The organism is Methylomonas sp. 2BW1-5-20, assembly GCF_052474515.1.
Window position 1 is genome coordinate 1,796,508 of the sequence record NZ_CP184127.1, and the last position, 15,212, is coordinate 1,811,719.

Below are 15,212 nucleotides of genomic sequence, written 5' to 3' on the forward strand. Positions count from 1 at the left end.
CGAAATGACCTTAGCTTACGCTTATGGGGAAAGCTATGCCTGTGGTATGGCGTCAGGAAAGCCTAACTTTCAACATTGAAAATCTTGATCGTTTTTTAATGGCCGACCCTGCACTGTCAGAATTTAAGGGTTCGAAATTTTTCAATATTCGTGGCACAAAATCCGAAGCTTTTCATGATTTGTGTCACAGGTGGATATATCGTGTGAAATAAATAATGAAAAATAGCTTTAATATCAATCGACCATGCAGCACCATAATCCAATTTTGCAACGCACAAAAAAGCTGACGATATAAATGGCATTCAACAAATCGGAATTTCAGTTTTTTATATCTTTAATGGAAATTAGGTAACGGTTGTTTCAAATAATGAATAATTTCAAACCAATAGATGACGATTTGGATTTTCGCTTGCTATTCGAATCTTCGCCCGATCTATATCTGGTTTTAAATGCGAAATTAGAGATTGTCGCAGTCAGTAATGCCTACGCCCGCGCTACCTTAACCTGTCGGGAGAATATATTGGGGAAAACGATGTTTCAAATATTTCCCGATAATCCTGATGACCCTACCGCGGAAGGTCAGCGAAATTTACGAGCATCCTTGCAGCGCGTCTTGCTGTCAGGCAAACCGGACACCATGCCGGTGCAGAAATACGATATTCCCAAACCCGACGGTGATGGCTTTGAGGAGCGCTATTGGAGTCCGATGCATATCCCCATTCTCGGCAAGGACGGTCGTGTCGCCTACGTTATACATCGGGCTGAAGATTTAACGGATTTTATCCGCGTCAAACAGCAGGGCGTTGAACAAAGCCAGCTCAACGAAGCCTTAAGCGCCCAGGCCGTAAAAATGGAAGTTGAACTTTTCGCCCGCAGTAAAGAGATCGCATCGGCTAGTGCTGAATTAAAGGCTGCCAACGAGGAGTTGTCCCGGTTGTATGCCAAAACGCTGGAATTGGATGACCTAAAAACACAGTTCTTCGCCAACGTCAGCCATGAATTTCGCACACCGCTAACGCTGGTGCTGGGACCGCTTGAGGAGTTGTTGGCCCGTTTCGCTCCCGATGGCATGAACCCCGCCGCAACCGAGTACGAGCAGCTTAGCCTCGTGCATCGGAATAGCTTGCGTCTACTGAAATTAGTGAATTCGCTCCTCGATTTTTCGCGCATCGAGGCCGGCCGAATGGAAGCGGCTTATGAAGCGACCGATCTGGCCTCCTATACCGCCGAACTCGCCAGTTTATTCCGTTCTGCCACCGACAAGGCGGGCTTGCAGTTTATCGTCTCCTGCCCCGCATTGCCGGAACCACTGTATGTGGATCGGCAAATGTGGGAAAAGATAGTCCTCAATCTGCTGAGCAACGCTTATAAGCATACCTTCGTAGGCGAAATAGAGCTGGCACTGCGCTGGTGCGGACACTGGGTTGAACTGACAGTGCGCGACACCGGTGTTGGTATAGCGGAAGACCAGCTTGAACATGTATTTGACCGCTTCCATCGGGTTCCAAACGTTCACTCGCGCACTAATGAGGGCACTGGTATCGGTCTGGCGCTGGTACAGGAATTAGCCCGATTGCATGGCGGCCAAGTCAGTGTAACGAGCACGCCAGGTGTTGGAAGCACTTTTACCTTAATGATCCTCACCGGCACCGCGCATTTGCCAGCGGAGCACATCCATCCATCCTTGGCACCGCACTCTTATTCGATTGGAGCCGAATTTTTCGCCGATGAAGCATTCCACTGGGAACTTGAGACTGAAAATGACACAAGCGAGCAAACCGGAACAGATCAATCAACAGCGCTAAATTCCAGGGTCGGTACTCGCATCGTTCTCGCTGACGATAACGCCGACATGCGCAGTTATATTACCCGGCTTTTGCAAGAACAGGGCTATGATGTCACTGCCGTGCATGACGGCGAAGCCGCTTTAGCAGCCGTGCGCGAACTTCGCCCCGCGCTTGTCCTGACCGATATTATGATGCCGCGCCTGGATGGCATCGGTTTGCTTAGCGCCCTGCGGGAAAATCAAGAAACCAGCACGATTCCCATCATTTTACTGTCTGCTCGGGCAGGCGAAGAAGCGCGCATCGAAGGACTGAAACACGGTGCCGACGACTACCTGACAAAACCCTTCAGCGCCCGCGAATTACTGGCCCATGTTGGCGCGTGCATTGGCGTCTCCCGGTTGCGCAATGAAGCCGAAACCCAGTTACGCATCCAAGAAGCGGAACGCGAATTTCGTTCTTTGGCGGAAACAATGCCGCAAATGGTCTGGGCAACACGGCCAGACGGCTGGAACATCTACCACAACCAACGCTGGGTCGAATATACCGGGCTTACACTCGAGGAAAGTTATGGTCATGCCTGGATTTCCGTTTTACACCCGGCGGATAGACATTTCGCATGGGAGGCTTGGCAGCGTGCGACCCAGCATAATGACAGCTACTCCATCGAATGCCGCATGCGGCGGGCGGACGGCGTTTATCGCTGGTGGTTGATCCGCGGCGTGCCGCTGTTAAATGAGCAAGGCCGGATTGAAAAGTGGTACGGCACCTGTACCGACATACAAGAATTAAAAGAAGCGGACCTTGCGATACGTGAGAGTGAAGCACGGCTGCACTTCGCTCTGGAGATGTGTAATACAGGTGCTTGGGAAGTCGACTTGGAAACGCATGCAGCGTATCGTTCGATAGAACATGCCCGTATTTTTGGCTATTCTGATTTAGAGTCTGCATGGTCCGCCGAGAAGTTCCTGGAACATGTGCTGGCGGATGACCAGCCCAACGTCTCGGCATTACTCCAGGAAGCGTATAGCACTGGATGTGAAAGGCATTTCGAATGCAGAATTCGCCGAACAGATGGAGAGATTCGCTGGATTATGGTTGCCGGGCGGTTTCGCGTAACTAGAACGGATGGTAAAAGTAAGGTCGCCGTGGGCATCGTTCAAGACATTACGGAAAGCAAACGGGCTCAGGAAGAACTCAAGCAACACCGTGATCAGTTAGAAATATTAGTAGCCAGCAGGACAGCCGAACTGGAAAAAGCCAAGGCATTGGCGGACGCCGCCAATCATGCCAAAAGCGCTTTCCTGGCTAACATGAGTCATGAAATCCGCACACCGATGAACGCCATTCTGGGCTTGACCCACATTCTGCAGCTCGAACAGCCCACCCCCATGCAAATGGAGCGTATCAACAAAATCGACACTGCCGGCAGGCACCTGCTCGCCATCATCAATGACATTTTGGATCTCTCCAAAATTGAGGCTGGGCACCTAGTCTTGGAAAACGTCGATTTTCCGTTGGCCTCAATTTTTGATCAGGTGCGGGACTTCATCAAGGAGCAAGCACTATGTAAAGACTTAACCTTGGAAGTTGACACCGATAGCGTGCCGCTCTGGCTCAAAGGTGATCCCACGCGGCTGCGGCAGGCGTTATTGAATTACGCCAGCAACGCCGTGAAATTCACCGACCATGGGGCTGTCAGCCTGCGCGCGCGTCTGTTGCATGAGGACACGGACAGACTATGGGTACGCTTCGAGGTCCGTGACACCGGCCCAGGCATCGCCCCGGAGAAACTACCCTCCCTGTTCCATGCCTTTGAACAAGCCGATGTTTCCACCACGCGTAAATATGGCGGCACCGGTTTGGGGCTGGCCATTACCCGGCGTCTTGCCGAACTGATGGGCGGAGAGACGGGTGCGGAAAGCCGACCCGGTCACGGCAGTACTTTCTGGTTCACCGCATGCTTGCAACGAGGTCGAGGACCTGCCACCGTCGAAATCTCAGTCTCTCCGGCATCGGCGGAAGCCGATCTTCGAAGCCGGCACGCCGGAGCCCGCCTGCTTCTGGCCGAAGATAACGCTATCAACCGGGAAGTGGCGTTGACGCTTTTAGGCGGACTGGGGCTGATCCTCGAGACCGCCAATGATGGACTCGAGGCAGTGGCAAATGCCCGCAACCATCATTTCGATCTTATTCTGATGGATGTGCAGATGCCCGAGATGGACGGGCTGGATGCTACCAAGATCATTCGCACCTTGCCCGGCGGACAAGACATACCCATTCTCGCCATGACTGCGAATGCCTTCGATGAGGATCGACAAGCCTGTCTGAACGCCGGGATGAACGATTTCGTGGCTAAACCGGTTGAACCCAAAATACTCTACGCCACACTCGCAAAATGGCTTTCAATTAACCCAAGCAAGCGCGACGCCGCGTCCGCAAATGGCGAAGCAGTCGAGCCATCCGACTGGCGGCAGCGTTTGTTGGAAATTCCCGGTTTGGAGGTTGAACGCGGCCTAAGAAATGTCGGCGGCAAAATGCCAGCTTATCTCAGAGTGTTAAGGCTGTTAGTCGAGCATCACGGTAACGATGCTCAGCGGATTACGGAAGCTCTGGCAGATAACGACTTAATCGAAGTAAAACGTCTGGCTCATACCCTAAAAGGGGCTATGGGTAACCTCGGAGCGACGGGGATCGAAGAAACGGCTGAAGCCGTAAATTTCGCAATTAAGCAAGGTACAGCGCGAGCTGAGCTTGAACAACTTTGCAAAGGCCTTACCCTAGAACTGTCTGTGTTGATAGAGGCATTGCAAAACGTATTGCAGGAGGTTGGGCGGGCTACATGATTCATTAGGGTAATTAAGCCCGCCAACTTGCCAGCACCCTTCTAAAAACTCATACGTAAATGAGAGGCCGCGGGAACAGCTGAACGGCGTGAAACTCATCGCCGCGATCGGTGCAACACGTAAACGCATCATACCCTGCTTTTTGGCTAAACCGCCGATTACACAAAATTTGGAACACACCCGGCCGATCGCCATCTATTCCAGTCATTTTCCGCAGAGATCGTGCTTTTCTCTTGGCCATTTCACAAAATAACGCAGGTGTTTTAAGTCGGCGCTCAAACAATGAGGCTCTGAGGCGGAATGATGGAGAAAATAGCCAGAATGATCGAGCTCGGAGCATGAACATTCAAGAAAACTTCTCGGTCGTTGCCGCTCGGAGCTCGAGCATTGGACAAAATAACGCCAATGTTCCGGGTTGAAACTGAAACGTTGAAGAAAATTTCTCGGTCATTCGAGCTCCAAGCTCGATCATCCAAGAAAATTTCTTGATCGTTGCCGCTCGGAGCTCGGGCATTGGACAAAATAACGCCAACGTTCCGGGTTGGAACTGAAACGTTGGAGAAAATTTCTCGGTCGTCCGAGCTTTAAGCTCGATCATTCAAGAAAGTTTCTCAAGCGTTGCGGCTCGGAGCTTGAGCATTGGACAAAATAACTGCAACGATGTGGTTCGGAACTGAAACGTTGAAGAAATTAGCTGCGACGCCGCTAGGAGTTTCACTCCGCCAACAAAACCCGGCCCAACAAACTGCCCTGCTCTATCGCTACCGCGGGCCCCGTGCCGCACTTTACCAATATGTTTTGTAATTGCTGCTGTAAGCGTTCATTGCGTTGCTGCTCGGCCAGCAATATTTGCTCGATTTCAGTCCTAAGCATCGACAATGCTTGTTGATGACCTTTCTGCAAGCCTTTTAAAGCGGCCTTATGCAAGGATGGTTGAATTTTTTTGTGCAGGAAAAACGGGATCAGCCAGCTCAAGCCAATCAGCAACACACTGTGAATGGCGAAATCACTGCCCAGATATGCGGTGGCGTCGGCGGCGCTATGGTAATAGCCGGAGAATACTTGGTAGCCGACCACGCTCATCGCCGCCAACGGCAAAACAGTCTCACAGATTGCGGTGAATTTCAGCAGGAAACGCTGAGCGCCGTTACCCGGCTTAAGTAAAGCCTGCCTGCCGGCCAGCTCGGTCTGGGCGGTGAGATTTTTCTCGGTTTGCTCGCGCACATTTTGCAATGCGCTTTTCAAGGGTTTGCTAGGAATGTTGGCTTGCGCCGCTTGCAACACCAAATCATCCAGTAAATCGTTCAGACGGTTTTGCGCCCAGTCGTCCCACAATTTGATGTCCGCTGCTTGCCCCAGGTTTTCCGCCCAGAATTGCGCGAGTTGTTTGATCGGCCAGGCCAGACCTTGATGCAAGCTAGCTTCGGTATGCTGCCACAGCGCGGCAAAATTTTGCTGTAATTGCGCGTAGTCTTGGCCGGAAAAATCGCCAGCCAATTCCTGCAATGTCTGTTTTAAATGCTGGCAACGTAATTGCTCGCCGCGTTGCTCCAATTGGGCAACGCTATGCTGTCCGGACAGTTGTCGCAACTGCTCCAGCAATGCGGCAAATTCGTCGCCGTCCGGTTCGCTGCAACTGGTGCGAAAGATTAAGGGATCGGTAAAACCGGCCTTACCCAACTGCCGTTTAAAATCGTCATATTGTACCGGCTGCCCGCGATCCCATTGATTCATCACAAACAACCAGGCGTGTTTCGTACCTTCCGCCAGCAGCAGTTGCCAGGCTTTGTTATCGCGGTAGCGTTCCGGGCTGACGACATATAACAACACGTCGATATGCGGCAGCCACTCCAGTACCAGGCGTTTGTTGCCAAGTTCGACGCTGTCGAAATCCGGCATGTCGATCCAGACGATATGACTGTTGGCCGCATCTTTGTGCTGGCTGATCTTGATGCTATCCAAGGGCAAACCGGCCGGCAATTTATTAATCGCCAGACTTTGGTGGTGATACAAGGTTACTTCCCGCGAGGTCGGTCGCTCGATGCCGGCCCGGGCTATCGCCTGCCCGGCCAACCGATTCAATAAGCTGCTTTTGCCGACGCCGGTGCCGCCCATAAAAGCCACAATCAACGGTCTGCTATCCGGATCGGATTGACTCGCAGCAAACAGGCTGTCCGTGCTGCGCGCGTCTATCGTGACCAATAATTGCGCCCGTTCCGCGCTCAAACGGCCTTCGACTTGCGCGGATTCGGCCCAGCGCAGGGCTTGAGTCAGCAATTCAGAGTAATCGTAAGCCATGTTTCTTCTCTTTCAGCATCTGTTCCGCGACGTGGCATTGTTGTTCGGAGATATTAAAACGGGTGGGCGACTGCACGCCTTGCGGCAATAAGTACAGCCGCTGTTTCAGGCAGACATCGAATAGTGCGGTTTTCACGGTGTTGAGCTGATGCTGTTTTAATTCGGCTTCGACTTTATGCATATAGCTGCCGATGGCGCTTTCGGCTAATAAGGAAGTAATGGTCAGCATCAACGGCGTGATTACTAAATCGTGGATGCCGATGCCGCCGGCCTGGATCGCCAGCAATAAGGCGCCGGCATCGGTAGTCACGCGGGTAGCGCGCAGGCTGTTCAGAATCACCGGCTGCTCTTGCAGCTTTACATATAAACGCTGCGCCGAGGCTTCCACATCCTGTTGAAAATCGCTGTGATAGTCCGTTACCGCCTGCCGGTAAATTTGCAACAGATCGACGCGCTTTTGTCTCAGCGCCATCGCGGTTTCTTTCCACCAGCGGCTATCCGTCGGTTCGGTTTCGGTTTTTTCCAACAAGCGGTCGGCGATTTGAATCAAGAGATGTTCGCCCAGCTGATTCAGCACCCCGAGCTCCTGATTAGGATTGATAGGCGTGCCGCCGCCCCACGCGAATAATTTACGAAACGGCCAAGTCATGGCCCGCCGGGTCTTGCCCAAAGCTTTGGCGATACCGGGGATCTCCAGCAATGTCAGTAAATTTAGTAAGGCGTTTTGAAAGGTTTCGTAATGATGCGGATGGTTAAGATAATCGCGCTGGTACTCCTTAACCGCCTGCGCCAACGCTTGATCGACCAGGGTTTGCCAATGATGCTGAGCATAATGTTCGGCAAACACCGGTTGCAGCCAATCCAGCCAATAGCGGCTAAGTAATTGCTGCTGGCGTGCGGCATGTTTATGGCGGGTGACTTTTTTCGCCAGCTCGTTAAATGCTTGCCTGGCCGATTGCGGCCAGCTCGGTACGGCCGGGGCTTTTTGGAATAACAAGGGCACCAGGTTGGGCAAGGGATCTTGCCGGGTTTGTAACCACTTTTGCCGCAGCGAATCCAGAATCACCGGCTCGCTGCCCTCGTTGAGTTTATTCACGCAAATCAAGGTAGGCTGCTGGAAAACCTCGATGGCTTTCATCATTTCCCACACCGATTGATCGGCGTATTTTTCTTTACTCACCACCAATACCACGATGTCGGCCAGCGCAATGGTGCGAATCACTCCCTCCCGATAATCGGCGGCATCTATCGAATCGAAATCCGGGGTATCCCAACAAACGCAGGGCGGCAGCAAAGCGGAAGCAGCGGCGCTTGAACTCAGGGAATAGCAATCGTATCTTCCCGGCCGTAATTCGGTTTGCTCCAAACGTTGAAAGCGGCCGAAATAATGTTGCATCCCGTCGCAGTCGTCCGGCGTCAGGCCCTGGCAAAAACCCTGAGCCTGCACCGTATAACCGGCCAGCGGACTCACGCCGGCGGCATTGGCATTTAACAGCAGATTCACGACGGAGCTTTTACCGGCCTGCGTCGGCCCGATGACGGCGATTTGCAGCGGAAAACCGGGATTGCCATCCAGCAGTTCGCCTCTGCGAATAAAGGCCTCACCGTATAATAATTGTTCGATACGTTGCTGATAATCCAGGTACTGGGGATTTTTTTTATCCAGCTGCTGTAGCACAGTTTGGTAACGCTGTTTGAGAAGTTGGATAAATTCCAGCATGTGGTAAGCTTGTGTTTTTAATTACCGAGTAATTTGGTTTGTTTGGTAACCCGCGTTGCAACCATTATAAATACAAAATTCGGGTTTGTTTATTTAGCCACTGGGGGGCTGCATCATGAGAAAAGCGTCAACTGTTTTAGTTTTTTTGCTCTGTGCGTTATTAGCCGGTTGCAATAAAAGCAATCAAATCAACGGCAGTAGTTTGAAAACGGTCAACAGATCGATAAGCCAAATCAAGGAAAAACTGCCACTGGATCAGCGTATCGAGTTTGAAGTGTCTTTCTGGACATTACGCGATGAAATCCGTAATAACAAGGAGTTTTTGGACGCGATCGACGGCAAAACACCGGAGCAGCTGATAGAGAACGGTAAAGAACTGTTTGCCAAACGCAAAGCCGCCGGCGCCAAGGACTATGAACAGTACGCCAATTGGGACCAAATGATTGCGCAGTACTCGCAAGAACGTATCGACCAAAACCGCAAAAAAACCCCTGATGCCCGCGATAAAAACCCGCCGGCTCGAGTCGATTACAAAATGCATTCCATGTAATTTATTTGCGCACCGGGGCCGGCAGTTGTTTCTGTTCCACCAGAACCGCAACAAACTGGCTGGCCTCGCTGATGGTTTTTTCCATCACGTCGATCAATTTCGAAATATCCACACCAATTTCCATAAACTCGTGCCGCAAAGCCGCAATGGCGTGCGCATTAAGGTTGTGCTTTAAAAACAAAACCTGATCCTGAAACGCCGCTAACACCGGTTGCATGCGAGTTTCCGCAGTCTGCAAGGCTTTTAATAATCGCACGTATTGCTGCCTGGATTTTTTCAACTGCTGCTGGCTGCGCGCCTTCAAAGCCCGGTTACTGTATAAAGCCAGTTCCATTTCCCATTCCGCAAACAAGGCCTCGCTAATTTCCTCCACCGCCTGGATGCGCTGACCGACTTGATCGGCCTTACCCTTGCACAGATCGTAACGGCGCTTAAGTTGTTGATAGCGCTGTTCCAGCGAACTATCCGGCAAGTGGACGATGCTTTTAAATTTATCCAACGCATCGACGAATTGATCCCGGCTTTCCTTCAAACTCTCGCAAGCTTGCCCGACCTGCATCACCACAATGTCACGCTTTTGATGGCCCAGCAAGGATTCCCGACTTTGATAGTAAGCCTTGCGCAAACGCTTGTTCAGAATAGCTTTTATAAAATTAATCATGGCGGGATAGAAAGTGGTCTTTATTCATCACGGTGATTTTGTAGTTAGCCTGGGCGGCGAAACCCTGGAAAGCGGCATCGATGATGCTTCGCAGTTGTAAATCCCGCCAACTCGCTTGCTCCGGAATGTGCGCCGATTTAACAATAATTAGCTCGTCGGCTTGGATGAAGCCAGCCAGCCATGCAGACAGACTATCGGAGGTAATATCCCAGCTGGCGGCTATATTGGCTTCATCCAATTGCTCGGCTTGTGGAGACCAGATCAGAACAGGCTTTACTTGCGATGCGAAACGTAAACTCGCTGCATCAGCGACAATAGCAAATTCGGGCATTAGGCTGTGCATCAATAAGGCCATTTGCTGCATCGCCAGAATTGCCATTCGATGCGCGGCCACATCGTCGAAATGCCACTGACCTTGCGCGGTGCGCACTTGGTCGGCAAATGGCCCGCCGCCGGGCACAATGACAATGGGGCCGGCTCGATTTGCAATCGCCGCCAGGCAAGCAGGCAAGGCGGCTGTTTCCATCAAGCTGCCACCCAACTTGATCACACACGTCATACGCCAAACTGCTTGAGCAACTGCAATAAGGCGGCGGCCTTATCAAAGCATTCCTGATATTCCTCGTCCAATACCGAGTCGTTAACGATGCCACCGCCCGCCCAAAAGCGTATCGTGCCTTGATTGTGCACCAGCGTGCGAATCGCGATATTGGTGTCCATATTGCCGTCGAAACCGATGTAACCGATCGCGCCGCAATAGATACCACGCCGATGCGGCTCCAGTTCCTCGATGATTTCCATCGCCCGAATCTTTGGCGCGCCGGTAATCGAGCCGCCCGGAAAGCAACTGCGCAATAAATCGATGGCATGTTGGCCGGCGGCTAATTGCCCCGTCACAGTGCTGACTAAATGATGCACGGTGGCATAGCTTTCCACCGAAAACAGGCTAGGCACCCACACCGAACCTTTCCGGCAACTCTTGCCCAAATCGTTGCGTAGCAGATCGACGATCATCACGTTCTCGGCCCGGTCCTTGGTGCTGGATACCAAGTCCTCTATCTGCGCCTGATCTTCTTCCCAATTGCTCCGGCGCGGCCGGGTACCTTTGATGGGTTTGGTTTCCACAGCGCCGTCGGTGACTTTTAAAAAGCGCTCCGGCGAAGAACTTAAGACCTGCACATCCGGGAAATTCAGATAGGCGCTAAACGGTGCGGCGTTGATCTGCCGCAGTACTTGATAGGCTTGCCATGGGTCGCCCTGGCAAGGGCTCTCGAAACGCTGAGTCAAATTAATCTGATAACAATCGCCTTCTTTCAGATAATGCTTGATGCGCTGAAAAGCCGTGGCGTACGCCGCCCTGTCCATATTGGCGCGCGGCGCTTGCAGCACTTTAAACTGCGCTGTCTCTGCCGGAGTAGTGATTGTACTGAATTCGGCGATCAGTCTTTGTTGCTCGCTTTCCGGCAGGTCAATACTGACCAGCCAGCTTTGCCGACGCTGATGATCGACTATCACCGCCCAACGGTAAATGCCTACCGCCATCTCGGCCAAATTTTCGGCATCGCTTGCCATGGCCGGCAAACGTTCGATGCGCCTAGCCAAATCATAAGCAAAATAGCCGATCGCCCCGCCGTTGAACGGCAAACCGTCGACACTGGCTAATGGGGTACCTAACTGCTGTTTCAATAATTCAAAAGGATCCGCTGCGCTTTCGCTCACCACGCCGTCACGTTCGATGCGGGTGATATTGCCGCGAGTTTGCAAAGTCGCTACTGGCGCGTAAGCGATAATATCGAACCTATCCTGCTTGCTGTGCGGCTGAGCGCTATCCAGCAAAACCGCCCAAGATCTCGACGCTAGCGGGGCAAATAATTGCGCACTGTCCGGAAAATACGGCAGCAACTGTTTAATGGGTTTTGCTAAAGGCATTAAGAGGTGATTTTAAGCAGCCGGAATGTGCCGCAAGGACATGATTTGCATTATGTCGATTTTAACTCAGCCGCAAACTTTAACCAAACCCGCCGGCAAGATAAGCTACGGCGGCGGCCGGCGCGCAGTCGGCGGCGTCGATAGCCTCGGTTTTATCGATTGACGGTAGTAAATCGGTAAAATCCAGATAATCAACTCCCAAATCCCGGGCAATGTCTCGCGCCAAGAACCGGCCGACGCCGGCGCCGACTAATTTAATCGCCGAGCGGGTTTCCGCCCGTTGTAACTGCCTGACGCAAGCCTGACTAATCTTGCTTGTGTGCTTGGTTTTTAAGTGCCGGGCAAATGCCAACCATAACGCGTGATCGCCCTCAGCGAATTCGTAACCGGTCAGCCGCGACAAACGGCGGGCACTGGCCAAAACCGACTTTTCCGCGCCATCGGCGGTGTCGCTCTGATCGTGCGCTTCGTTCAGGTCGCCGGTCAAACGATACACATCGGCCATCGTCGCGAAATACTCGGCCATCAAACCCATTTGCTGGCCGTTGAATTCTGCCTCTTGGGCAATCGCCATCACCGCAGTTCGCACAATGCCGGTATACACCAACTCGCCGGACACTAGGCGCTGATAGTCGGTGAAACCTTGCACTTTAAGTTGGTGGTTTTCGACCAGCAGAATATCGGTTGTGGTACTACCTATATCCACAAACAAGGCATTTGGCTGGCGCTTTGCTACCAGCAACAGACTGGCCAGCCAATTAGCAGACGCGATGTCCATACAATCGGCAGGCTGAATTTGCTCTGCCGGCAAAAAGCCGCGCAAGCCTGCAAATACCGATACTCGCTCCGCAATAAAATGCTCGCAAACTGCCTGAACGATGGCATCGACGCCTTGTTCGCGACTGGTAAAGCAATCCACCAGTTCACCAGTCATCGTGACGGCATGCTGGCAATCTTGCAAATCGAATTGGCCGGCCAAATCGGCCAGCGCGCGATGCAGATAGTCCACCCCCTTCCATAGCGGACAAGCTTGCTGAGCAATTGCCTGAATTTGGCCGGTTTCATCCAGCAATGCCAGTTTGACGTGCGCGCCGCCAATATCCCAACCCGCTATTTGTTTATTCATTATGCCTTTTAATTGATACTGATCTGAATCGTTTCGTTTCGACTGGCCTGCAACACCGGTTCGGCGTGTCGTATGCGCAAAACCTGTTCGGCCACGTTGATGCCGGTCGCCTGCCGGATGCCGACATAAGAACTGGTCAAGCGCGGATTGATTTCCAGCACAAGTGACCCCAGTTCGGCGCTCTCGATAATATCGATACCGACATAGCCCCACAAACCGGGCATCGCTTCTGCGATTTCATTTATCAGGTTTCGATAAAAATCCAGCTTATCGGTTTGCACATTGACTAAACAGCCTCGCAAACTGAATCGGCCCTGCTCCAAAACGATTTGCTGATGGTTATAACAGATAAGCCAAGCCTGGCCGTGCTTAAACAAACAGGACAAACTGGCGGCCTGTCCACTGATATAAGGTTGCAAGACATAACGTTGCGGATCGTTTAATTCGGCAACAGCGGCCGGTAACTGTTCGGCGTTGACTTGAAAACTATCGAGGCATCCTACGCCGTCAGCAATTTTCACTACGACATTATCGTCCAGGCCATCCGCCCCTTGGCCGAGCAAGCGAGTTTCCACAATCGGAATTGCCCGTTTTACCAGTGCTTGGCAGGTTGCAAATTTATCGGCGCAGATTGCCAGCGTCGCTGGGTTGGATAGCAAAACCTCGGCATTTGCTGCAATAGCCAGTTGGGCCAAGTTTAGCAAAATGCCGTCGCTTTCCGGCGCAATCAGCCAAAACAAATCGACGTCTACCAGTAAATCCCGCAATAGCGCGAAGATGTCGCAATCCGGGCCTACCTTTACGATTTCGCGCTCTGTCAGCGTGAGCGGTCTAGCGCAGCGTTCGTCCAGCGGTACGTAAAGCCGAATAGCGTCCAGACACTTTAGTTCGGCGATTAAAGTCTGTAACATCATCCCACCTTCCGCCACCAGCGAAGCGGGCAACGCCTGCCCGACCAAACCGCCGCCGGTGATATATTCAAATACCAGAACTCTCAAATCTAAAACTCGCTTGGCTTATGCAGATTATTCCAGTCATTGATTTAAAAGGCGACCAAGTGGTGCATGCCGCCGGCGGTGACCGCAGTGGCTATCAACCCGTACATCGCACTTCGTCACTATGCGATAGCAGCGAGATATACCACGTGGTAGCCCGTTTTTTAAAACTGTATCCCTTTCAAACCTTTTATATTGCAGACCTTGACGCTATCGGCGGCAACGGCAATCACGATGACGGCATCAACAACTTGCTTAGCCAATATCCAAACCAGGAATTTTGGCTGGATAACGGCAGTAGCTATCAAGCTCTAACTACGACCACTCGTCCAAGTAACTATAAACCGGTCATCGGCACCGAATCGCAACGACTACCCGTATCTTTAAAAAACGCTGATCTCATCCTATCCCTCGATTTTAAACATAACCAAGCTTTGGGTCATCCGGGCTGGCTGGAAAGCCCGGACCTGTGGCCGGAAACTATTGTGGTGATGACCTTGGATTTGGTCGGCAGCAATAAGGGGCCGGACTTTGAAAAACTAAGCAAGCTTTGCACGGATTATCGCGATAAACGTTTTGTCGCGGCCGGCGGTGTGCGCGATATTAACGATTTAATACGACTGAAAACTATCGGAATTGCCGCTGTGTTACTGGCGAGCGCCTTGCATAACGGCAGTATCGACGCCGACGCCCTGGAAAAAATTTAGACAAAAAAATACCCCGGTAAACCGAGGTATTTTCGACAGCCTTTGAAACTAAAAACTTATACGTTGTTAGTTGCAAATGGGTGTTTTGCACCAGATTTAGCAGCAACTACTTCTTTAGCAGTTGGAGTGCCGGCAACAGCGCGAGCGATTGCTTCTTTGGTGGCTTTGTAGTTGAATTCTTCGATTTTTGCATCGTCTTCAGCCAACCAGTGGATGAAAACACCAACAGAAATGAACAAATCGTCAGCTTCGTCAGCAGGGATAGTGCCGTCTTCAACGGAATCAGCAACAGCCATAGCAACGGCGCGTTGAGCTGGTCCAAACATTTGGACAGCTTGTTTTGCACCTTTGATGGTTACTTTGTTGAACAGGATGGTTGCAGGCTTAACCAACAGGTTAGGAGCAACAACAGCCAACAGAGTAGAGAAACCGTCTTTGTTGTTTGTCAAAGCGTTTGCGAAAGCAGTTTCAGCTGCTGAGCCGCGTGGGCCGATGATCAAATCGATGTGAGCAATTTCGTTGCCTTCACCAACCAAAGATTCGCCAACACGCAAGTTATTGATTTTTGCCATTTTAAATTTATCCCCTAAAGATAA

General features: G+C 51.7%; 11 protein-coding genes. 3 read left to right on the forward strand and 8 right to left on the reverse strand.

The window, feature by feature from the left end; genetic code table 11:
- Positions 1–367 precede the first annotated feature (367 nt).
- Positions 368–4,630, forward strand: a complete 4,263-nt coding sequence (locus ACH50O_RS08190; RefSeq protein WP_446811530.1) for a response regulator — start codon at positions 368–370, stop codon at positions 4,628–4,630.
- A gap of 714 nt (positions 4,631–5,344) precedes the next feature.
- Here ACH50O_RS08190 and ACH50O_RS08195 read toward each other — a convergent pair.
- Positions 5,345–6,928: a GTPase gene (locus ACH50O_RS08195; RefSeq protein ID WP_446811531.1), complete on the reverse strand. Its 1,584-nt coding sequence runs from the start codon at positions 6,926–6,928 to the stop codon at positions 5,345–5,347.
- Positions 6,909–8,648 (reverse strand): GTPase, encoded by a 1,740-nt coding sequence (locus ACH50O_RS08200; RefSeq protein ID WP_446811532.1) that lies wholly within the window; start codon positions 8,646–8,648, stop codon positions 6,909–6,911. The genes ACH50O_RS08195 and ACH50O_RS08200 overlap by 20 nt, the downstream gene beginning before the upstream one ends.
- A gap of 115 nt (positions 8,649–8,763) precedes the next feature.
- Here ACH50O_RS08200 and ACH50O_RS08205 point away from each other — a divergent pair, with 115 nt between their 5' ends.
- The gene (locus ACH50O_RS08205) at positions 8,764–9,198 is read left to right on the forward strand and encodes a DUF6694 family lipoprotein (protein ID WP_446811533.1); all 435 of its coding nucleotides are present in this window, start codon (positions 8,764–8,766) and stop codon (positions 9,196–9,198) included.
- Position 9,199: 1 nt separating this feature from the next.
- Here ACH50O_RS08205 and ACH50O_RS08210 read toward each other — a convergent pair whose 3' ends face one another.
- The 5 genes from ACH50O_RS08210 to ACH50O_RS08230 all read right to left on the reverse strand — a co-directional run bounded on the left by ACH50O_RS08210 (position 9,200) and on the right by ACH50O_RS08230 (position 13,912).
- Positions 9,200–9,859 (reverse strand): DUF2959 domain-containing protein, encoded by a 660-nt coding sequence (locus tag ACH50O_RS08210; RefSeq protein WP_446811534.1) that lies wholly within the window; start codon positions 9,857–9,859, stop codon positions 9,200–9,202.
- Positions 9,852–10,418: an amino acid kinase family protein gene (locus ACH50O_RS08215; protein ID WP_446811535.1), complete on the reverse strand. Its 567-nt coding sequence runs from the start codon at positions 10,416–10,418 to the stop codon at positions 9,852–9,854. The genes ACH50O_RS08210 and ACH50O_RS08215 overlap by 8 nt, the downstream gene beginning before the upstream one ends.
- Entirely contained in the window at positions 10,415–11,788 is a 1,374-nt protein-coding gene (gene pabB / locus ACH50O_RS08220) for an aminodeoxychorismate synthase component I (RefSeq protein ID WP_446811536.1), read from the reverse strand. The genes ACH50O_RS08215 and pabB overlap by 4 nt, the downstream gene beginning before the upstream one ends.
- Before the next feature lie 79 nt (positions 11,789–11,867).
- Positions 11,868–12,914: a hydantoinase/oxoprolinase family protein gene (locus ACH50O_RS08225; RefSeq protein WP_446811537.1), complete on the reverse strand. Its 1,047-nt coding sequence runs from the start codon at positions 12,912–12,914 to the stop codon at positions 11,868–11,870.
- Between the two features lie 8 nt (positions 12,915–12,922).
- Positions 12,923–13,912, reverse strand: a complete 990-nt coding sequence (locus tag ACH50O_RS08230) for an ATP-grasp domain-containing protein (RefSeq protein WP_446811538.1) — start codon at positions 13,910–13,912, stop codon at positions 12,923–12,925.
- A 20-nt stretch (positions 13,913–13,932) separates the two neighbouring features.
- Between ACH50O_RS08230 and ACH50O_RS08235 the strand changes: the two genes are divergently transcribed.
- Positions 13,933–14,616: a HisA/HisF-related TIM barrel protein gene (locus ACH50O_RS08235; protein WP_446811539.1), complete on the forward strand. Its 684-nt coding sequence runs from the start codon at positions 13,933–13,935 to the stop codon at positions 14,614–14,616.
- A gap of 56 nt (positions 14,617–14,672) precedes the next feature.
- On the opposite strand, the gene fae is transcribed toward ACH50O_RS08235, so the two are convergent.
- Positions 14,673–15,188 (reverse strand): formaldehyde-activating enzyme, encoded by a 516-nt coding sequence (gene fae, locus ACH50O_RS08240; RefSeq protein ID WP_033158126.1) that lies wholly within the window; start codon positions 15,186–15,188, stop codon positions 14,673–14,675.
- Positions 15,189–15,212: the final 24 nt, after the last annotated feature.